This window comes from Abyssibius alkaniclasticus (assembly GCF_020447305.1).
GTDB lineage: Bacteria > Pseudomonadota > Alphaproteobacteria > Rhodobacterales > Rhodobacteraceae > Abyssibius > Abyssibius alkaniclasticus.
On the sequence record NZ_CP095732.1, the window covers coordinates 2303584 to 2323537 of the forward strand.

At 60.7% G+C, this 19954-nt stretch carries 21 protein-coding genes, 1 tRNA gene and 1 pseudogene; 17 read left to right on the top strand and 6 right to left on the bottom strand.

What is annotated here, in order from left to right; all coding sequences use genetic code 11:
• The first annotated feature begins 305 nt into the window (after positions 1-305).
• The 6 genes from LGT41_RS11485 to LGT41_RS11510 all read left to right on the top strand — a co-directional run bounded on the left by LGT41_RS11485 (position 306) and on the right by LGT41_RS11510 (position 4894).
• Positions 306-1517, top strand: coding sequence for a multicopper oxidase domain-containing protein (locus tag LGT41_RS11485; RefSeq protein ID WP_274127025.1), 1212 nt, complete (start codon positions 306-308; stop codon positions 1515-1517).
• Complete coding sequence (locus LGT41_RS11490; RefSeq protein ID WP_274127026.1) at positions 1514-2695, top strand: ZIP family metal transporter; 1182 nt, start codon at positions 1514-1516, stop codon at positions 2693-2695. Before LGT41_RS11485 ends, LGT41_RS11490 begins: the two co-directional genes overlap by 4 nt.
• A gap of 153 nt (positions 2696-2848) precedes the next feature.
• Positions 2849-3475 carry an SCO family protein gene (locus LGT41_RS11495; RefSeq protein WP_274127027.1) on the top strand — a complete coding sequence of 209 codons (627 nt, stop codon included), beginning with the start codon at positions 2849-2851 and terminating at the stop codon, positions 3473-3475.
• Positions 3476-3479: 4 nt separating this feature from the next.
• Positions 3480-3953 carry a copper chaperone PCu(A)C gene (locus tag LGT41_RS11500; RefSeq protein ID WP_274127028.1) on the top strand — a complete coding sequence of 158 codons (474 nt, stop codon included), beginning with the start codon at positions 3480-3482 and terminating at the stop codon, positions 3951-3953.
• Positions 3932-4534 carry an SCO family protein gene (locus LGT41_RS11505; protein ID WP_274127029.1) on the top strand — a complete coding sequence of 201 codons (603 nt, stop codon included), beginning with the start codon at positions 3932-3934 and terminating at the stop codon, positions 4532-4534. The genes LGT41_RS11500 and LGT41_RS11505 overlap by 22 nt, the downstream gene beginning before the upstream one ends.
• Positions 4535-4696: 162 nt before the next feature.
• Positions 4697-4894: a heavy-metal-associated domain-containing protein gene (locus LGT41_RS11510; RefSeq protein ID WP_274127030.1), complete on the top strand. Its 198-nt coding sequence runs from the start codon at positions 4697-4699 to the stop codon at positions 4892-4894.
• Positions 4895-4902: 8 nt separating this feature from the next.
• On the opposite strand, the gene LGT41_RS11515 is transcribed toward LGT41_RS11510, so the two are convergent.
• The 4 genes from LGT41_RS11515 to LGT41_RS11530 all read right to left on the bottom strand — a co-directional run bounded on the left by LGT41_RS11515 (position 4903) and on the right by LGT41_RS11530 (position 7933).
• Entirely contained in the window at positions 4903-5337 is a 435-nt protein-coding gene (locus LGT41_RS11515) for a c-type cytochrome (RefSeq protein WP_420720185.1), read from the bottom strand.
• A 422-nt stretch (positions 5338-5759) separates the two neighbouring features.
• On the bottom strand, positions 5760-7238 hold the full coding sequence (locus tag LGT41_RS11520) for a multicopper oxidase family protein (protein ID WP_274127031.1): 1479 nt from the start codon (positions 7236-7238) through the stop codon (positions 5760-5762).
• A gap of 73 nt (positions 7239-7311) precedes the next feature.
• A complete protein-coding gene (locus tag LGT41_RS11525) occupies positions 7312-7647 on the bottom strand; it encodes a hypothetical protein (protein WP_274127032.1) in 336 nt (111 codons plus the stop codon).
• Positions 7648-7843: 196 nt separating this feature from the next.
• Positions 7844-7933 (bottom strand) — tRNA-Ser (locus tag LGT41_RS11530).
• A 329-nt stretch (positions 7934-8262) separates the two neighbouring features.
• Between LGT41_RS11530 and rplU the strand changes: the two are divergent.
• The 7 genes and pseudogenes from rplU to LGT41_RS11565 all read left to right on the top strand — a co-directional run.
• A pseudogene (rplU, locus tag LGT41_RS11535) lies at positions 8263-8637 on the top strand (50S ribosomal protein L21); the annotation flags it as partial.
• Between the two features lie 25 nt (positions 8638-8662).
• Positions 8663-8932: a 50S ribosomal protein L27 gene (gene rpmA, locus LGT41_RS11540; RefSeq protein ID WP_274127033.1), complete on the top strand. Its 270-nt coding sequence runs from the start codon at positions 8663-8665 to the stop codon at positions 8930-8932.
• Between the two features lie 99 nt (positions 8933-9031).
• On the top strand, positions 9032-9565 hold the full coding sequence (locus LGT41_RS11545; RefSeq protein ID WP_274127034.1) for a GNAT family N-acetyltransferase: 534 nt from the start codon (positions 9032-9034) through the stop codon (positions 9563-9565).
• Positions 9562-10575: a GNAT family N-acetyltransferase gene (locus LGT41_RS11550; protein ID WP_274127035.1), complete on the top strand. Its 1014-nt coding sequence runs from the start codon at positions 9562-9564 to the stop codon at positions 10573-10575. Before LGT41_RS11545 ends, LGT41_RS11550 begins: the two co-directional genes overlap by 4 nt.
• Positions 10572-11597: a GTPase ObgE gene (gene obgE / locus LGT41_RS11555; RefSeq protein WP_274127036.1), complete on the top strand. Its 1026-nt coding sequence runs from the start codon at positions 10572-10574 to the stop codon at positions 11595-11597. The genes LGT41_RS11550 and obgE overlap by 4 nt, the downstream gene beginning before the upstream one ends.
• Positions 11585-12709, top strand: a complete 1125-nt coding sequence (proB, locus tag LGT41_RS11560; protein WP_274127037.1) for a glutamate 5-kinase — start codon at positions 11585-11587, stop codon at positions 12707-12709. Before obgE ends, proB begins: the two co-directional genes overlap by 13 nt.
• An 8-nt stretch (positions 12710-12717) precedes the next feature.
• Positions 12718-13971 carry a glutamate-5-semialdehyde dehydrogenase gene (locus LGT41_RS11565; RefSeq protein ID WP_274127038.1) on the top strand — a complete coding sequence of 418 codons (1254 nt, stop codon included), beginning with the start codon at positions 12718-12720 and terminating at the stop codon, positions 13969-13971.
• A 44-nt stretch (positions 13972-14015) separates the two neighbouring features.
• Here LGT41_RS11565 and mepK read toward each other — a convergent pair whose 3' ends face one another.
• Positions 14016-14582: a peptidoglycan L,D-endopeptidase MepK gene (mepK, locus tag LGT41_RS11570; protein ID WP_274127039.1), complete on the bottom strand. Its 567-nt coding sequence runs from the start codon at positions 14580-14582 to the stop codon at positions 14016-14018.
• A gap of 358 nt (positions 14583-14940) precedes the next feature.
• On the opposite strand from mepK, the gene LGT41_RS11575 reads away from it, so the two are divergent.
• Genes LGT41_RS11575 through LGT41_RS11590 form a run of 4 tightly spaced genes read left to right on the top strand, consistent with a single transcriptional unit; the run spans position 14941 to position 19219 of the window.
• Positions 14941-16560, top strand: a complete 1620-nt coding sequence (locus tag LGT41_RS11575) for a L,D-transpeptidase family protein (protein ID WP_274127040.1) — start codon at positions 14941-14943, stop codon at positions 16558-16560.
• Between the two features lie 52 nt (positions 16561-16612).
• Positions 16613-17704 (top strand): UDP-3-O-(3-hydroxymyristoyl)glucosamine N-acyltransferase, encoded by a 1092-nt coding sequence (locus LGT41_RS11580; protein ID WP_274127041.1) that lies wholly within the window; start codon positions 16613-16615, stop codon positions 17702-17704.
• 31 nt (positions 17705-17735) lie between these two features.
• On the top strand, positions 17736-17999 hold the full coding sequence (locus LGT41_RS11585; protein ID WP_274127042.1) for an acyl carrier protein: 264 nt from the start codon (positions 17736-17738) through the stop codon (positions 17997-17999).
• Entirely contained in the window at positions 17996-19219 is a 1224-nt protein-coding gene (locus LGT41_RS11590; protein ID WP_274129717.1) for a beta-ketoacyl-[acyl-carrier-protein] synthase family protein, read from the top strand. Before LGT41_RS11585 ends, LGT41_RS11590 begins: the two co-directional genes overlap by 4 nt.
• 63 nt (positions 19220-19282) lie before the next feature.
• On the opposite strand, the gene LGT41_RS11595 is transcribed toward LGT41_RS11590, so the two are convergent.
• A complete protein-coding gene (locus tag LGT41_RS11595) occupies positions 19283-19807 on the bottom strand; it encodes an invasion associated locus B family protein (protein ID WP_274127043.1) in 525 nt (174 codons plus the stop codon).
• Positions 19808-19954 lie beyond the last annotated feature (147 nt).

Here is a 19954-nt window from a genome sequence, read left to right on the forward strand (position 1 = left end):
CAGAATAGGCAACCACGCCGATGGCAAGCGCCACAAGCGTTAGGATGCAAACAAGGCGGGGCAAATGTCTCATATGTCACAGTTACATTGCCTTTGGGCCAAATGCCAGTGGCATTGAATCACGATTGCTCGACACTGTTCAGGTGGGCGTTTTCGTGCCGATCATATGAGCAAACCGTATGTCCTACATGTGTCGGGCCGTCACAATCGGGATTGACTTATTTAGCCAGTGCGGTAAATGTTAGCCGATGCTAACTTTATGCGCTTGGGCTATAACCCGCGCCAAATCCAGAGGAAACACGCTTATGCCCGCCCAGACCGAAAAGCCGTCGCACGCGGCAGAGTCAGCCGTTGCGCCAGCGCAGCGCGACGCCCGGCAGGCCGTTGCCGCCGGCCCGGCTTCTGCCTCGCGCCGTGCCCTGCTGGTTGGCGGGCTGGTGGCGGCGGGCGGGGCGGCGGTTGTTGCGCGCCAAGCGCAGGCACAGACCGCGCCGGCAGCAACGGGCGCGGGCAACATGGCTGACATGGCGGCCGACCCCTATGCCGCAGATACCGGCGGAATGATGAGCGGCAACATGACAATGGTTGGCCGCGTCGATCATGCGCGCAACGGGTTTGACCCGACCGCCATGCTGACCGACTGGGATACCGGCCGCACCGAGATTTTGCCAGATGGCCGCACATTGCGCATTTTCGAGGTTGATGCCATTGACATGGAGATTGAAATTGCCCCCGGCGTGTTCTTTCCCGCCTGGACATTCAATGGCCGCGTGCCCGGCCCGGCGCTGCGCGCCAAAGAGGGCGAGCGGCTGCGGATCATCTTTCGCAACCTCGGCTCGCACCCGCATTCCATGCATTTTCACGGCATCCATTCGGCCCGGATGGACGGTATTACCGGCGCAGGGCTGATCGGGCCGGGCGAGGAATTTGTTTATGAGTTCGATGCCAAACCCTTTGGCTGCCATCTTTATCACTGCCACGCACTGCCGCTGAAACGGCATATGCACAAGGGCATGTATGGGCTGTTCGTGGTCGACCCTGACCCGGCACTTCACCCGGAATTTGCCGATGTCGCCGCTTCGCGGGTTCTGGGCAGCCCCGAAAACGCGCAATGGCAGGAACTGGCGATGGTGATGAACGCCTTTGACACCAATTTTGACGGTGCCAACGAGGTTTATGCCGTCAATACCATTGGCATGGCCTTCATGAATGCGCCGATCAAGATCGACAAATCGCGGCCCGTGCGGATTTACCTGATGAATGCAACCGAGTTCGACCCGATCAACTCGTTCCACCTGCACGGAAACTTCTTTGACTATTTTGACACCGGAAGCCAGCTTGTGCCAACGCTGCGCACGGTAGATGTGATCATGCAATGCCAGGCGCAGCGCGGTATTCTGGAATTCAGCTTTGCCGATCATGAAGACGGGCTTTACATGTTCCACGCCCATCAGGCCGAGTTTACCGAACTTGGCTGGATGGGGTTTTTTGATGTGAGCGGAGGGCGCGGGGAATGACCAGCGAAAACCAACTTCGCCGCCCGCCCTTCATTCGGCTGATGCTGCTGCTTTTGCCGCTGGCCACCATGCTGGGCGCTTTTGTCTGGATCGCGGCGCTTGACCCGCTGCGCAGCTTCAACAACGGTGCGCCCCCGGTCGAGGCGCTGACCGTCGAGCGGACGATCATCGATGCCAACGGCATTGCGCTCAAGCTGCGCGCCGGTGGTTCAGCGCCGATGGTGATTGCGCAGGTCGCAGTGGACGATGCCTATTGGAGCTTCACACAAGACCCGGCCGGGCCGATTGCCCGTGGCAACGCGGTTTGGGTGCAAATTCCCTATCCCTGGGTGCTGGGCGAGGCACACAATATCACGCTGCTTACCAATACCGGCATGACTTTTGCGCATGAAATTGCGGTTGCGGTGGCAACGCCAAAACCTTCGGGGCCGCAGCTTCGTCTGCAGGCGATCATCGGGGCGATTGTTGGCCTGTTGCCCGTGGCGCTTGGCCTGATGTTCTACCCAGCCATGCGCGGTGTCGGGCAGGGAGGCATGAATTTTCTGCTGGCGCTGACGGTCGGGCTGCTGGGGTTCTTGCTGCTGGACACGGTTTCCGAGGCGCTGGAACAATCGGCCGGGGCGGCGGCGCTGTTTCAGGGCTCTGCAATGGTCTGGCTGGCGGCGCTGGCGAGTTTTCTGATGCTCATGGCAATCGGGCGCTGGCGCGGCAACCCCGAAGGCATTGCGCTTGCCTTTTACATTGCGCTGGGCATCGGCATTCACAATTTCGGCGAAGGGCTGGCAATTGGCGGGGCTTTTGCCGCGGGCTCGGCGGGGCTTGGCACATTTCTGGTGCTTGGCTTTGCGCTGCACAACGTCACCGAAGGCATTGGCATTGCCGCCCCGATGCTGCGCGCCCGCCCCAAGCTGTGGACCTTTGCCGCCCTGACCCTGCTTGCCGGCAGCCCGGCAATATTCGGAATGTGGATGGGCAGCCTTGCCTATGCACCGCAATGGTCGGCGCTGGCGCTGGCCGTTGGGGCGGGCGCGATCTTGCAGGTCATGGTCGAGGTCACGGCCTATCTGCTGCGCCAGAACGCCAAATGGCAGGTGGCGCTGATGTCACCCCCCGTGCTTGGCGGGTTTCTGGGCGGGCTGGCCTTCATGTATGCAACCGCGGCCCTGATCAAGATCTGAGCCGATAGCCAGCCGCGCCAACCGATCTGGCGGGGCTGGCTGCATCTGGCAACAGGGCGCAGGTTTTGGCGATGTGCCGCAAGGGCGTGACATTCTGTCCCGATCCGGTTTTTAGCCTAAAAAGTCAGATTCAATGGCACTATACGGATATGAGTGACGAAAGAAAAACTGCGAAAGGCCGATGAAGTGCGACTGCGAATCGTTCAAATTCTTCTCTGGGCGGCCGCCGTGCTGGCAATGCTGGCCTATGGCGCGATTCTGATCACGGAAGATAACGCGCCGCCACCAGCCGAGCAGGCAGCCTTCCGCCCAAGCTTCAGCCTGCCCGATGCCGAGGGGCGCTTGCGCAGCGAAGCCGAATTTGCCGGCAAGTATATGCTGGTCTTTTTCGGGTTCACAAACTGCCCCGATGTGTGCCCGACAACCCTGTCCGAAGTTGCACAGGTTATGGACGCGCTTGGCGCGCAGGCGGACCAGGTGCAACCCTTGTTCATTTCAATCGACCCCGAGCGTGACCGCGCGCTTGGTCTGGCAGACTTCACGGCAGCCTTTCATCCGTCCATCATCGGGCTGGCGGGGGATGCGGTGCAAACCCGTGTGGCCGCCGAAAGCTTTCATATCTATTATGAACGCCAGGACGACCCCAGCGCACCCGATGGCTATTCCATGTCCCATAGCCCGTCGCTTTACCTGATCGGGCCCGATGGCAACTGGCTGCGCCAGTTCAGCTATGGCACCCGCGCGGATGAAATTGTTGCCGACCTGCAAGCAAGGTTATAGCCCCATGAAACATATTCTCCTGACAGCATTCACCCTTTTGGCAGCCACGCCGGCTTTGGCTTGTAACAGCGTATCCTTTGGCGATCTGACCGTCGAACACGCGTGGTCTCGTGCCACGATCGGGGCCAGCCGCCCGGCAGTTTTCTATGTCGAGATCAGTAATACGGGCGACACTGATGATGCGCTGATCGGTATTGCAACACCGGCAGCCGAAAGCCCGATGCTGCATGAAACCGTCGTCACAGATGGCGTAGCATCCATGCCGCACGCCATGTCCATTCCGCTGCCGGCCGGGCAGGCTGTTCAGCTTGCACCGGGCGGCTATCATGGCATGTTGACCGGCCTGACCGCGGCCCTGAACGAAGGCGATAGCTTTCCTGTAACGCTGACCTTCCAGAATGCTGGCGCGGTCACGATCACTGTCGATGTGCTGTCTATGCGTGCTGCGGGGCTGGAATGCGATCACGCCGCTCAGTAATCCTTGGCCTTGGCGGTGCGGCGGGCGCGTTGGCCTTCACGCTTGGCCTTGGGTGGTGGCGAACCAGCAGCCGCCAGACGCAGGACGTCGTGCCTTTGCCCCTGCCACTGTCAGAAATGTCATTCACGCTCACCACACACCGTGGCGAAAACCTGAGCCCGGCCGACTGGATTGGCAAGCCGACTATGGTGTTTTTTGGCTTTACCTGGTGCCCGGATGTATGTCCAACCACGCTGAGCGACATTTCAAACTGGCTGGAGGCGCTTGGCACCGAAGCCGACCGGCTGAATGTGGCGCTGATCACGGTTGACCCTGAACGCGACTCGCCCGAGATTCTGGCGGAATACCTATCGTATTTCGATCCGCGAATCCTGGGGCTGACCGGCCCTCTATCTGAAATCGAGCGCGCCGCGGCGGGGTTTCGGGTTTGGTTTGAAAAGCAGCCCCGCGATGATGGCTACACCATGAACCACACGGCAGGCGTGTTCTTGTTCCGCGCCGATGGCAGCTTCGCCAATATCATCGATTTTCACGAAGACCGCAGTTTTGCCCTGCCCAAAATTCGCCGTGCGATGCGCTGACACAGCCGCTTGGCAGAGAGAGATTTGCCAGAGTTTGCGCATTTCCGCGCGCGGGCCAACTTGAAGTTGCGAATTATCGCACTTTATGTGTTTGGTGGATTTGATGGCTGTCTTTGGCGCATTCAGCATTTCAACCTCCGGCAAAACCCAAAGGAGACCGATATGACCACCTATAACATTCCCGATATGAGCTGCGGCCACTGCAAGGCCACGGTCGAAAAAACGATCCATTCCGTTGACCCGGCGGCAAAGATCGCGTTTGACATGCCCGCGCGTCAGGTTTCGCTTGAAACCAGCAGCGATGCGGCGCTGGTTCTGGCGGAGTTGGCAAAGGCTGGCTACCCCGCAGCCCCGGCCTGAACCGGGCATCAGCCGTTTTCAGCGGCGGTTTGGTCTGCCTGATAGCTGCGCTCGCGTTCCGACCAGGTTGATTTGATGAAGGCGAGGATGCTGGCAATTTCCTGATCGCTCAGAACCTCGCCAAAGGCGGGCATTCCGCTGTTGAACGGCACACCCGTCTTTGCCATAGCGCCTTCGCCGCCAAGGGTAATATAGTCGATCAGCACCGTATCGGAATGGTGCCATGTATGGCCGCTGTCATCATGCGGCGGGGCGGGCAGGATACCGTCTTCACCAACAATTTGCCAATCGGGCTGGCCTTCAAGATTGGCCCCGTGGCACGAGGCGCAGTTCGCATTGTAAAGCACCCGCCCGCGCGCCACGGTTTCATCTTCACGCAGGAACAGGAACAATGCCGCCCCAAGGATAGCGGCCAAAGCTGCGCCTGATACAATTACCTTCATTCGCATCATATGCTCCTATCTGAAAACCTGACCACCCAGCCGCTGTGTCAGCCAATACCTTTGGCATGTTGCAATCTGGAAAAGGATATCGGCAAGGCGGTTCGGCACCAAGGGACGATGCAAAAGCGGTGAAAACGCTGCCGGAATGAAACTATCCGCAAGCGGTGCGCCGGGTTCGGGGGCCGGGGCATTTGCCGCATCGGCCTGGCGTTGTGGCATCCTGTGTGAATTACCCGGCTGCTGCCGCGATGATCGCCAAATCGAAATCGCCCTTCGTTTCGTCGCCATATCCGGTCTCCAAAGACATTGTTTCATGTGTGGCAATGGCACGATTCTTGTGTTTTAAGCCGCAACTTGCCAAGTGCAAAACCTGTAGCAAGGAATTGCCACCGGCGCAGGCTTGTGCGCCGGTGGCAGCAGGCTCAGGCGGTCACGGCAAATTCGGTCATCATGCCAGACGAAAGATGCGGCATGTGATGGCAATGCAGCATCCAGCGCGCGGCCTCGCCGGCATCCAGCGCAACCGTGACCATTGCCATCGGGGGCATATAGATGGTGTCGCGGAACGCGCCGTTAATGGCAAGGCCATTGACGTTTACGACCTGAAACACATGCCCGTGCAAATGCATCGGGTGCCCCATCATCGACATGTTGTGAAAGGTCAGATGCACCCGTTCACCGGACCTGGCGGCAATGGGCGTATGCTCGCCCCAGATTTGCCCGTTGATGGTCCAGCGATAGGGGTCCATCGCGCCGCCAAGCATGATCATATGGCTGCGGTCTGCCGCGCGCGGCGCCAGTGCCAGAGCATCTGGCGTTGTTGCCGCCCGCAGCGATGCTTCTTGCGCCAGATCAATGTCGAACGCGCCGCTTTCTTCCTCGGCGCGCTCGGCTATCCTGCTGATCTCGGCGCCGGGGGTTGCCAGCACAAGCCCTGTGCGTTCGCGCGCGCCTTCGCGCAAGGCCAGAACCGGAAATGCCCCCGTGCCGGGCAGATCAAGCTCCAGATCCAGGCGCTGCGCCATTGCAAGGCCAAAGCGTGTGCCTGACTGCGGCGCGATGGCGTGACCGTCGACTGCGACAAGCCGCGCAGGCACAGCACCGGTATCTATCCAGAAGGATGTTGCCGCCGCCGCGTTGACGATACGCAACAGAATCCGGCCCTTGCGTTCCACGGCAACAACTTCCGGATCGGCCAAAGTGCGGTCATTTGCAAGATAGGCGTCGAAGTCGAAGTCGTTCAGGTCCATTTCCATCTTGTCAGCACCCATGTTCGCCATGTTCATGCCGCCCATGTTCATGGCCATTCCTGAACCTGTGTCCTTTGTCTGGTCCTGGTCATCGGCATCATGCGGGGCTGAACCGCCGGTGATTTCGGCCAAAACCTCCTGGGCGGGGCGGAAGGCGAAGTCATGCAGGAACATCACAACTTCCTGACGGTCTGCTGCAACATCCGCGGGGCTGCGCACAATAAGCGGCGCGGCAAGCAGGCTCATTTCCTGCACGGGCACATGGCTGTGCATCCAATGGGTGCCGGGCAGGGGCGCGTAATCGTAGCTGCGCGCCTCGCCCGGTTGCAGAAGTGGCATCGGCAGGTTGGGGACACCATCTTGCACATTGGGCGGCACCTGACCGTGCCAGTGGATGATCGTCGCTTCGGCCAGCCGGTTTGTCAGATCAACGCGAAACCGCGCGCCCGGATCAAGCACAAGCCCCTGGCCGCCGGATGCATTGTGCAACCCCATGACCGTGGCAGCCCGCCCGCCAATATCAAGAACCCGCGTTGTCGCTTCAAGCGCAAGCGGCGCGCCTTGTGCGAAAGCCATGCGCGGCAGGGCCGTTGTTGCAGCCATAGCTGCGGATGCGGCCAGAAAGCCGCGACGAGAAAAGTCGTATTTCATCTGTAATATCCATCTTGCCCCGGAATTGGGGCGCATCTGTCTGGCACCGCATGGCGGCACCGGCATCATGTGTTCAGATGGATTGCGGAGGTCGGTAGGCCAGCACCCCGTCGCGCCCGTTCAACTGGGCAAAATCAGCGTGCAATGGCAGCGCGGCCGCGGGTGCGACCGCCAGTTCTGAAGCAAAGGCAAGCGGTGCTTCAACCGCGCCAATGCAGACAATCGCGCAGATACCGGACATTGTGTGACTCGGGGTTTTGCAATTTCCCGCCATGCCCGTGGCCGCATCCGGCACGGTGGGGCAAAGCATGGTCGCGCTGTCATGGTCCTGGGCCGCAGAGGCAAAGGGAGATGCGCCAAAAAGCGCAACGGCAAGCACGAAGAAAAGCGACAGAAGAACCTTAGGCATAAAACCCGCTGCAAAAGACCGAGGCCAAGCGTGCAAGCTACATATGCGCGGCAACCGGCTGTGGCAAGTCACGAAGATGTTTGCAGCCGATGGCACCGAATTCAACATTCATTGCGCCAGCAGACCCACGTCGCCAATCCGGATATGAAAAGCCCGGCACATCACTGCTTGGGCTGCTGTTGAAACGGATGGCGTATGGCGGAGAGACAGGGATTCGAACCCTGGGAACCCGCAAAGGCTCAACGGTTTTCGAGACCGCCCCAATCGACCACTCTGGCATCTCTCCGCAAGACTGATAGGCCGTTCAGTGCGGCGGAAACTATTGGGGAAGCGGGGCGGGCGCAAGGGGGTTTTGTGCAAAATCGGGGGAAATTGTGAAGCTGCCTGGCAAGGCCGGGGCAAGTCGTTCAGAAATCCTGCGCGATTTGCCCATTTAGCTTGACAGATGCGGGCTGGCTGGCCATAAGGCGGCGTTCTGCGCCCGAATTCCGGGGGCGGAGTGTATTTGATGGTCGCCCCTGACAGGGCGCGCAGTTTGAAGGCGCAGCGATAGACAGGCTGCACAACGCCGGGAAAATCCGGGGCCGTAAGACGCGGAAGATAAGGAAAGCGCGCATGTTCGCGGTGATGAAAACTGGTGGCAAACAGTATAAAGTAGCCAAGGGTGACGTTGTCACCATTGAAAAACTTGAAGCCGATGAAGGCGCAAGTGTGGAATTCGATCAGGTGCTGATGCTCGGTGGCGATACCGTGACCCTTGGCGCCCCGCTGGTTGAAGGCGCGGTCGTGAAGGGCGAAGTTGTTGCCCAGACCCGTGGCGAAAAGGTGATCTCGTTCATCAAGCGCCGCCGCAAGCATTCCAGCCAGCGCAAGCGTGGCCACCGTCAGCATCTGACGGTTGTGCGCGTAACCGACATTCTGGCCGATGGCGCCAAGCCCGCGAAAAAAGCGGCCGCCAAAAAAGCCAAACCCGCTGCTGACGCAGCTGCAGAATAAGACGTAAGGAGACACCAGCATGGCACATAAAAAAGCAGGCGGCTCATCCCGTAACGGTCGCGACTCTGACGGTCGCCGCCTTGGCGTCAAGAAATTCGGTGGCGAGCTTGTCATTCCGGGCAACATTCTCGTGCGCCAGCGCGGCACCAAAGTGTGGCCGGGCGTGAACGTGGGCATGGGCCGCGATCACACCCTATTTGCCACCGAAACCGGCAATGTGACCTTCAAGAAAGGTCTGAAGGGGCGCACCTTCATTAACGTGATGCCCGCCGACAAGGCAGCAGAATAACCGCCTACCCAGATATCTGAATTTCAGAGGGGATCGGCGGAAACGCCGGTCCCCTCCACATTTCAGGACCGGCATATCCAAAAACCAGGGATAACGGTCATGACACAGCATATTCGCAGCATAACACCCGTTTTGAACACCGCGCGTTTGCATCTGCGCGGGCTTTTGCCCGCCGATGCGCCGCTGATTGCCATGTTCGCCGGTGATCTGCGCGTGTCCAGGCACCTTGCCGTTGTGCCCCACCCATACCCCGAAGGCGCTGCCGAAGGCTTTATCGCCGCCACGCTGGCCAATGAAGGGCCGGGGTTGAACTGGGCGATAACGCGCAAGGGCGATGCCGAGCTGATGGGCGTGATCGGGCTGGTGGAAAAGCCCGAGGGCATGGCGCTTGGCTATTGGCTGGCCCCGCCATTCTGGGGTGCCGGGCTGATGAGCGAGGCGGTTGCCGCGGTTGTTTCCTTTTGCCGCATCGGGGCCGTGCCGCTTTTGCTGGCCAGTGCGCACCAAGACAACCCTGCCAGCGCGCGGGTTTTGCAGAAAGCCGGCTTTAGCTGGGTCGGCGCGGGGCAGGATTATTGCCTGGCCCAGGGCCGCATGGTGGCCAGCGATTACTTCAGGCTTGCGCTGGAATGATTGCACTGCGCAATTTCCGCCCCGATGATTTTGCCCCGATGCTGGACATTGTGGCAGATTATCGGGTTGCGGAAATGGTGGGCAGTTGGCCCTGGCCCGCCCAGCCAGCCTTTACTAAGATGCGGCTGACAACGCCGGAAGCGCAGGCCGGCAAGGTGCAGGCTATTTGTGTGAATGGTGTTCTGGCGGGCACAATCGGGCTTGTGCGCGGCGAAATCGGCTACTTTCTCGGGCGCCGTTTCTGGGGGCAGGGGGTTGCCAGCAAGGCTGTGGCAACCATGCTGGCACGCGGGTTTCGCAGGGATGATCTGGCTGAGATTCGCGCTGGTGTCTGGGCCGACAACCCGGCAAGCGCGCGGGTCTTGCTGAAAAACGGGTTTGAGCTGACGGGCAGCGGCAGTGATTTTGGCAGGGCGCGGAACTGCGTGTGCCCGATCAACCGCTTTACACTGCGCCGCGATGTTTGGGCGCGCAACGCGCCCATGCGGATTGAAACCACGCGGCTGGATATTGCACCGTTTCAACCCGATGATGTGCCGCGTTTTGCTCAGATCATGGATGACGCTGATATTGCGCGGATGATGCAAAGCATCCCGCACCCGTTTACGCCAGACCTTGCGGCAGACTGGATTGCCAGGCGCCAATGGGCGGGCAGGCCCGGCTTTTGTCTGGGAATCCGCCAGCGGGGCAGGCTCATCGGTTGGGTCGGCATGGGCGGCGCGCCGCTTTCCATTGCCTATGCTTTGGGGCGCGACGATTGGGGGCAGGGTTTTGCCAGCGAGGCGGTGGCCGGGTTTCTGGCCGAACTGCACGCACGCTTCGGCCCGCAAGTGCTTGAGGCCGGCGCTTATGCCGATAATCCGGCCAGCGCGCGGGTGCTAGAAAAGCTCGGTTTCATAAAATTTGGCGAGATTGACGGTAAATCCGACGCGCGGCTTGAGCCTCGGCGCATGTTGCAGTATCGCAGGCAGGCAGCCCTGTGCATGGGCCAGGGGGCAGGAACGCAATGAAATTTCTTGATCTGACCAAAGTCTATATCCGCTCGGGCAGCGGCGGCAACGGGGCGGTATCGTTCCGGCGCGAAAAATTCATCGAATTTGGCGGGCCGGATGGCGGCAATGGCGGCAATGGCGGCTCTGTCTGGGCCGAAGCTGTGACCGGGCTGAACACGCTGATCGACTTTCGCTACCAGCAGCATTTCTTTGCCAAGAACGGGCAGGGCGGCATGGGGCAGAACCGTTTTGGCAAAAACGGCGATGATATCGTGCTGCGCGTGCCGGTTGGCACCGAAATACTCGATGAAGAGGGCGAAGAGGTGATTGCCGACCTCACGGTCGAAGGCCAGCGCGTGTGCCTTGCCAAGGGCGGCAATGGCGGCTTTGGCAATATGCACTTCAAATCCTCGACCAACCAGGCGCCGCGCCGTGCCAATCCGGGCCTTGCCGGGGTGGAGGCGACGATCTGGCTGCGCCTGAAGCTGATTGCCGATTGCGGGCTGCTTGGCCTGCCGAATGCGGGCAAATCAACTTTTCTGGCGGCAACATCGAATGCGCGCCCCAAGATTGCCGATTATCCCTTCACCACGCTGCACCCGAATTTGGGGGTGGTCGAGGTGGATGGCCGCGAATTTGTCGTGGCCGATATTCCGGGGCTGATCGAAGGCGCGCATGAAGGCCGTGGCCTTGGTGATACGTTTCTGGGCCATATCGAGCGGTGTTCGGTGCTGCTGCATCTAATCGATGGCACGGCCGAGGATGTGGCCGCCGATTACAACGTGATCATTGGCGAGTTGAGCGAGTATGGCGCCGGGCTGAATGAGAAGCCGCGCATTACCGTGCTGAACAAATCCGACGCGCTGAGCGATGAGGATACGGCCGAAAAGCTGGCAGAACTGAAGGCGGCGGGCGCAAAGGATGTGCGCGTGATGTCCGGCGTCAGCCGCGATGGCGTGGTCGATGTGTTGCGCCAGATGCGCAAGGTGATCGAGGCGGGGCAGGTGGTGGTTGAGGATGAGGGACCGTGGACACCCTGAACTCTGCCACGCTTTTCGCCCGCGCCAGGCGCGTGGTCATCAAGGTCGGCTCGGCCCTGTTGGTTGATGCCGCAAGCGGCCATTTGCGCGCCGATTGGGTGGCCGGGCTGGCCGCCGATATTGCCATGCTGCGCGCCAAGGGTTGCCATGTTGTGCTGGTGTCCTCCGGCTCAATCGCGCTCGGGCGGCGGGTGCTGGGCCTGCCGGCCGGGCCGCTGGCGCTGGAACATGCGCAAGCGGCGGCCGCGGTGGGGCAAATCCGCCTTGCGCGCGCCTATCAGGAAATTCTGGCCCCTTTGGGCATAGAGGCGGCGCAGGTTCTGGTGACGCTGGAAGACAGCCAGAACCGGCGGCGCTACCTAAATTCGCGCGCCACGATGAACACGCTGCTGGACCTGGGCTGCGTGCCGATTGTGAACGAGAATGACACGGTTGCCACCGACGAAATTCGTTATGGCGATAATGACCGGCTGGCCGCGCAGGTTGCCAGCCTGATCGGCGCCGATATTCTGGTGTTGCTGAGCGATATCGACGGGCTGTTCACCGCCGACCCGCGCCGTGATGCCTCAGCGCGGCTGCTGGCGCATGTGGCCGCGATTACGCCGGAAGTCGAGGCGATGGCGGGCGGTGCTGCGTCTGAGCATTCGCGCGGGGGCATGGCAACCAAGGTCATGGCCGCCAAGGTGGCGCTGCAATCCGGCGGCGCGATGGTCATTACACGCGGTGACAGGCTCAAGCCGATTGCCGCGCTGCTGGATGGTGCCGCCTGCACATGGTTCAAGGGGCAGGGCGACCCGGCCTCGGCACGCAAGAAGTGGATTTCGGGCATGAAGCCGAAGGGTGTGCTGCGGGTCGATGCGGGCGCGAGTGCGGCATTGGCCAGCGGCAAATCGCTGCTGCCCGCCGGTGTGCGCAGCATTGAAGGCGCGTTCGGGCGCGGCGATCCGGTGGATATTCGTGACGAGGCCGGCACATTGCTGGCGCGCGGGCTGGCAGGCTATGCGGCAGAGGAGGCGCGCCAGATTGCCGGCAAGCGCAGCGGCGATATTGCGGGCATTCTGGGATATCCGGCACGGCCGGCTTTGGTGCATCGTGACGATATGGCAATTTAGGGGGCGGCATGGATATTCAGGCAGAGATGGACGCAATCGGGGCTGCAGCGCGCGCCGCTTCGGTTGAACTGGCCAGCGCAAGCGCCGAGCGTAAGCACGCAGCACTTATCGGGGCTGCCCAATATATGTGGGAGGCCCGCGCCGAGGTGCTGGCCGCCAATGCGCGCGATATGGCGTATGGCCGCGAAAAGGGTTTAAGCACGGCCATGCTCGACCGGCTCATGCTGGATGAAGGGCGTATCCGCGCAATGGTCGACGGGCTGCGCGCCGTGGCCGAACAGGCAGATCCGGTGGGCGCGACGATTGCCGAATGGAATGTGCCCTCGGGGTTGAACATTGCCCGCGTGCGCACGCCAATCGGTGTGGTCGGGGTGATTTTTGAAAGTCGCCCGAATGTCACCGCCGATGCGGGCGCGCTGTGCCTGAAATCAGGCAATGCCGCCATTTTGCGCGGCGGTTCGGAAAGCTTTCATTCCTCATCCGCCATTCATGCGGCCTTGGTAAAGGGCGTGCTGGCGGCGGGCCTGCCTGCGGCGAGCATCCAGCTTGTGCCAACGCGCGACCGCGCTGCCGTTGCCGCCATGCTGCGCGACACCAGGCATATAGATGTGATCGTGCCGCGCGGCGGGCGCGGGCTGGTGGGGCTGGTGCAGGCCGAAGCACGGGTGCCGGTTTTTGCGCATCTGGAAGGGATTTGCCATGTCTATATCGACGGTTCCGCCAAGCCCGACATGGCGCGTGACATTGCGCTCAACGCCAAAACCCGCCGCCCCGGCATTTGTGGCGCTGCCGAATGCCTGCTGATCGACCGCGCCTTCTATGCCCGGCACGGCACGGCTGTGCTGGATGCGCTGGTTGCCGCCGGGGTGGAGGTGCGCGGCGAGGGTGAGTTGGCAAACCTGCCCGGCATGGTGCCCGCGACTGATGGCGATTTCGGCCATGAATTTCTGGATATGATCATCGCCGCGCGGCTGGTCGATGGGGTGGGGGGTGCAATCGCGCATATCCGCGATTATTCCTCCAGCCATACCGAATGCATTATTGCCGAAGACAGCGCCACGGTGGCGCGGTTCTTCAACGCGGTTGATAGCGCCATTCTGATGCACAATGCCTCGACCCAGTTTGCCGATGGTGGTGAATTTGGCATGGGGGCGGAAATTGGCATTGCCACGGGCAAGCTGCACGCGCGCGGCCCCGTGGGGGCGGAACAACTGACCAGCTTCAAATATCTGGTGCGCGGGCAGGGGCAGACCCGCCCATAAAAAAGCCGCCCACAAGGCGGCTGCTTTTTGGTTTTGGGTCGGGCCTAGCCGCGCCAGTCGCGCACAGGCCCGCTATCCATATGCACGAAGTTGGAACGCCCATAGGTGCCAACACCGCCCGCATTGCAGGCTTTTGCAGCTTGCGCCATCTGGCCGACCGAACGCGATGACAGGCGTAAATCCGCCGCCATTGCGCGGATATGGTAGGAATTCGAGGCAACCGAGGTTGAGCGCGACCGCAGCATCGCGTTGGTTGCGGGCGAGCGGTAGCCGGAGAGCAGCAGATAGGGTTCCGAGGTTTCCATCAGCCGGTGCGAAGCGGCCATGATATCGACATTCGTGCGCGCATATTCGATGCTGGAATTTTCGCGCCAGTCACGCATGAACCACGAAATTTCTTCCAGTGCGGGGAGAATATATTCGCCCTCGATCCAGTAGATTGTATTCAGAACTTCGCCGGTGCGCTGCGAGCGCATGTGAATGCGCCGAATATCGCCTGCACCCCGCAAAACACCGGCGGCATTGGCAAATTGTGGCGCGGCACTGATTGCGGTAGCTGCGAATACACCCAAAAGTGAACGCCGCGAGATTGTCGCTTTGCTATTATTCATGGAACTTTTCTGCCCGTCTCGTCGTTACGTATGAGCGAACGTCTGTGCGAACTGCTCGGTTTCCTATGGCTTTATGACATAGATTGATTCTTCGGCCAAGTGTCAGTTTTGCATCGGCGCAGAGGCGCGGAACGGGCCGGCGCCCTCACGTAATCGTTATTTTATTGGGTATTGGGCTCGTTTCGTTCTGCTGTATTGTGACCGAAAAGACATGGGTCGGCAGAATTTCGCCGATTGGAAGTTGTCAAAGGCTCGTTATTGGTATGAAAGTGCGGTATTGGGCACTGAATCTGGAACTGTGATTGTGAGGCAAGTCATGTGGTATTTATGCAACAAGGCCCGTTTGGGCGCAGTCGTTATGTTAACCGCGAGCGGATTCGTTTCGAGTTGGGCGCAAGCACAAGAATCAAACACCCCTGCTGCGTCCGAAACGGAAATTTCCAGCACGGCGCTGACACCGGCAGCACAGGCACTGGTTGCCGAACTGGCGAAGTTGAACGAGCCAGAACTTGCAGATTGGTATGCAGCAAACGGCTATACCCCCATCTGGAACCATAATACTGCGGTCAGCACCTTGCTTGATGCCATCGCCGATGCACCCGCCAACGGCCTTCCGGCGGCGCGCTACGATGTCGAGGGCTTGCGCGCGATGGAAGCTTCCGCCGGGGGCTCGGTGCAAGCGGCTGCGGCCTTTGAGGTTGCCGCCTCGGCTTTGTTCCTGAAATATGCGGTGGATGTATCTACCGGCATTATCGACCCGTCGAGCCTGTCCAACCTGATGGACCGCCAGCGCCCGGTCGCCGATATTCCGGCGCTGATGGATTCGGTTGCCCAAAACATGACCGATCCGGCCTTTTATGACGCGCTGGAGCCGCAAGATCCGGTTTATGCCGCGCTTAAGGACGAGCTTGTGCGCCTGCGCGTGCTGATCGCCGAAGGCGAGACCCAGCCCCGTGTTGGCCCCGGCAACACCCTGCGCCCCGGCCAGACCGACGCGCGTGTGCTTGCATTGCGCGCGCGCCTCGTGATGCAGGGCTATGATGATGTGGCGGGCGACTCGCCGGTTTATGACGATCTGCTCGTTGATGCCGTCAAAGCCTTCCAGACAGCGAACAACCTCGATGCCGATGGCATTGTCGGCCCCCAGACGCTGGAAGCTGTCAATGCCGATCCGACCCAGTATTACCAGCAGGTTCTGGTGAACCTCGAGCGGGCGCGCTGGATGAACTTTGACCGTGGCGCGCGGCATATCTGGGTCAACCAGGCGTCGTATATGGGTTATCTGATTGATAATGGTGAAGTAACGCTCGACACGCTTGTGATTGTGGGTCGGGCTGGCGAGAAATACCAGACGGTCGAATTCTCCGATCAAATGGAATATATGGTCGTCAACCCGTCGTGGAACGTGCCCCAGAGCATTGCCACCGAGGTTTACCTGCCCGGCATTCTGCGTGACCCGACGATGCTGGCACGCCAGAACTTCGAGATGCGCGCGCGTGGCTCAGGCCGGATTGTCGACCCGCGTCTGGTTGATCTCAGCCAGTATACGGCCGGAAATTTCCCCTTCGCCCTGCGCCAGCGCCCCGGCACGAACAACGCGCTTGGCCGGGTCAAGTTCATGTTTCCCAACCGGTTCAACATCTACCTGCATGACACACCGCAGCGGAATCTGTTCAACAGCGATATTCGTGCGTTCAGTGCGGGTTGTGTGCGTGTGAAACGCCCGCTGGAACTGGCCTATGCGCTTTTGGCTCCCCAGGAGGCTGACCCCGAAGCCGCCTTTACCTCGGCGCTGAATTCGCGCACCGAGACGCAGATCAACCTGCAGGTCAGCGTGCCCGTTCATCTGGTTTACAATACCGTATTCCTGAACGATCTGGGTGAGTTGGAATATCGGATTGATACCTATGGCCGCGATGCGCTGGTCATCAACGCCCTGTTGAATGCCGGGGTGACAATGCCTTCGGTTCAGGGCTAATCTGCACGAAAGCACCCGCCCCAGAACGGGGCGGGGCGCATTCGGAGATTGCATGAGCTTCACAATTGCAGAAATTGCGCAGGCGCTTGGCGCGCGGGCCGAGGGTGACCTTGGCCTTGTCGTGCTTGGCCCGTCCGAGCCGCAAAAGGCCGGACCGGATGATCTGGCGCTGGCGCTCAACGCCAAATTTGCGGAATCGTTGGGGCAGGGCAAGGCGCGCGCCGCCCTGTTATGGGATGGGGCCGATTGGCGGGCGCTTGGCCTGCAAGCCGCGCTGTTCGCCCCGCGCCCGCGCTATGCGCTTGCCGGGCTTAATCAGGTTTTCGAGCGCCGCCCGAACCTGCCTTTGGGCATTCATGCCAGCGCAATCATCGACCCCAGCGCCGAAATAGGCAAAGGTGCGGCCATCGGCCCGTTCGTGGTGATTGGCGCGCGTGCGCGCATCGGGGCCAATGCGCGCATCCTTTCCCATGCCAGCGTGGCGGAAGATGCCGTAATAGGCGATGACTGCCTGCTGCATTCGGGTGTGCGTATCGGCGCGCGGGTGCGTATTGGCGCACGGTTCATCGCCCAGCCAAATTCGGTTGTGGGCGGTGACGGGTTTTCCTATGTCACGCCGGATACCGGCGTGGTCGAGGCCGCGCGCGCCGGGCATGACCCTTCGGCCGATCTGGCGGCACAGCATTATGCGCGCATCAACTCGCTTGGGGCAGTGCAGATCGGCGATGATGTCGAGCTTGGCGCGGGCTGCACGGTGGACCGTGGCACCATCACCGATACGATTATCGGTTCGGGCAGCAAGCTCGATAACCTTGTGATGATCGGCCATAACGTGCGTGTGGGCGCCGATTGCCTGTTATGCGCGCAAGCCGGCGTTGGGGGCTCGTCGATCATCGAGGACCGCGTGGTGCTTGGCGGGCAGGTTGGCGTGGCCGACCATGTGACCGTGGGCAGCGGCGTTGTGGCGGCGGGCAAGTCGGGCATATCTTCCAATGTGCCGCCAAACCGTTTTATCATGGGCAACCCGGCCATTCGTGCCGAACAGAATGTCGAGATCTACAAAATCATCCGTCGCCTGCCAAAACTGGTCGAGAAGGTGGAAAGCCTGCAAAAAGCGGTTTCAAAAACCGCCACGAACGATTAGACGGTAAGCGATTAAGCCAAGGGGACAGCCGATGAGCGCCGATGTCAAAGAGAAGATCGTTGAAATCATAGCCGAACAGGCCGTTTTACAACCCTCTGACGTGTCTATGGATGCGACCTTGGAAGACCTTGGCGTCGATTCGCTTGGTCTGGTCGAAGCGATTTTCGCCATAGAGGAGGCATTTGACATTCAGGTGCCCTTCAACGCCAATGATCCGACAGAGTCCGATTTCGACATTTCCAATATTGGCGCAATCGTGGCGGCGGTGGAGTCGCTGGTCGCGGCGAAGGGCTGATCGGTTTGAATAGGCGCGTCGTCATCACCGGCCAGGGGTCGATCAATCCGCTTGGCCATAGCGCCTCGGCCACCATGCAGGCTATGGCGGAAGGGCGCTGCGCCATCGGCCCGCTTGACATACGCGATGTCGACCGGCTGCAAATCGGCATCGCCGGGCAGGTGCGGGGCTATGATGAGACCGCGCATTTCGGCCGGCAGGAGCTGGTGCTATACGACCGTTTTGCGCAATTCGCCCTGTTGGCGGGCCGCGAAGCGATGGCGCAATCGGGGCTGGATGTGAATGCCCAGGACCCGACCCGCACCGGCGTTGTGCTGGGCACCTCGGGCGGCGGGCTGCAAACCCAGGATGAAAACTACCGCCTGGTCTATGAAGAGGGCAAGAACCGCGTTCACCCCTTTGTTGTGCCCCGGCTGATGAACAATTCCGCCACGTCGCATTTGTCGATGACCTATGGCGCACAGGGGCCGAGCTTTACCGTGGCCACGGCCTGTGCAAGCTCCAACCACGCAATGGGCATGGCCTTCAACCTGATCCGCGCGGGCATGGTCGATGCGATGCTGACCGGCGGGTCGGAATCCATGCTGGTATTCGGCGGCATCAAGGCATGGGAAGGCTTACGCGTCATGTCGAAAGACGCCTGCCGCCCGTTTTCAGCCACCCGCAACGGCATGGTGCAGGGCGAGGGTGCTGCGGTATTTGTGTTTGAAGACTATGAACATGCGCGTGCCCGTGGTGCCGAAATTCAGGCCGAAGTGATTGGCTTTGCCATGACATCGGATGCCAGTGACATTGTCATGCCAAGTCGGGCAGGGGCGGCGCGCACCATTTCGGGCGCGCTGAAAGATGCCGGGCTGAACCCAAGCGACGTTGGCTATATCAACGCCCACGGCACCGGCACGGCGGCCAATGACAAAACCGAATGCGGCGCCGTGCGCGATGCCTTTGGCGCAGCGGCCGATGATCTGATGATTTCTTCAACCAAATCCATGCACGGGCATCTGATTGGCGGCACGGGGGCTGTCGAGCTTTTGGCCTGCATCATGGCGCTGCGTGACGGCATTATCGCCCCGACCGTGGGTTATGAAGAGCCAGACCCGGAATGCGACCTGGACGTTGTGCCCAACGAGGCACGCAAGGCCAAGGTGGATGTCGCCATGTCCAACGCCTTTGCCTTTGGCGGCATGAATGCCGTTCTGGCCCTGCGCGCCGCACCCTGACCGCATGTAGCTAAAATGAAAAAGGCCGCCGAAAAGGCGGCCTTTTGTTGTTTTTGCTGGCGCTTAACGGGCGGCCAGATCGGCTTCGGCAGCGGTAAACCCGGCCAGCGAGATTGTGGAGTCGATCGCATCGGTGGTATTGGTCACCGCGAAGATGGAAACCTTGATCGCACTGCCATCGCGCAGCCCCTGCACTTCATCTGCGGTCAGCCCGTAGCGGGCATAGCAACCCTGCGCATCGCACCAGCTAAAGGGAAAGCCGGCGGGGGCCTTATCGTCGACGCGCACGGTCACACCGCGCGGCAGCAGGGTCAGCAACGGGGTGATGATCGTGACACCCAGAGCCGCATTGCCACCTTCGGGCAGGGCTTGCAGGGCGATGTTCACAACCTCGTTGCCCTCGGCATCCAAACCGCGTGCGATCAGGCGGCAGGCATCGGCACCTTCGGGGCAGCGCACCTCCCAGCCTTCATAGCGCGCAGCAATGCCTTGCACTTCGTCGGTGGTGGGAAAGGCGTTGGGGTCTTGCGCGGCCAGCGGTGCTGCCAATGATACCGCAAGAAGGAAAGAAAGAAATTTGATGCGCATGTAACAGATCCTGTGTGCGTAAGAGTTGCCATACTGGTCGCAGATGCGGGCCGCCAAGTCAATTATCTGCCGCGGAATTCGCCATAACCTTGCAGGAAATCGCGCAAAGCGCTGGCAAATCCGGGCGCGGTGGCTATTCTGCAGCAA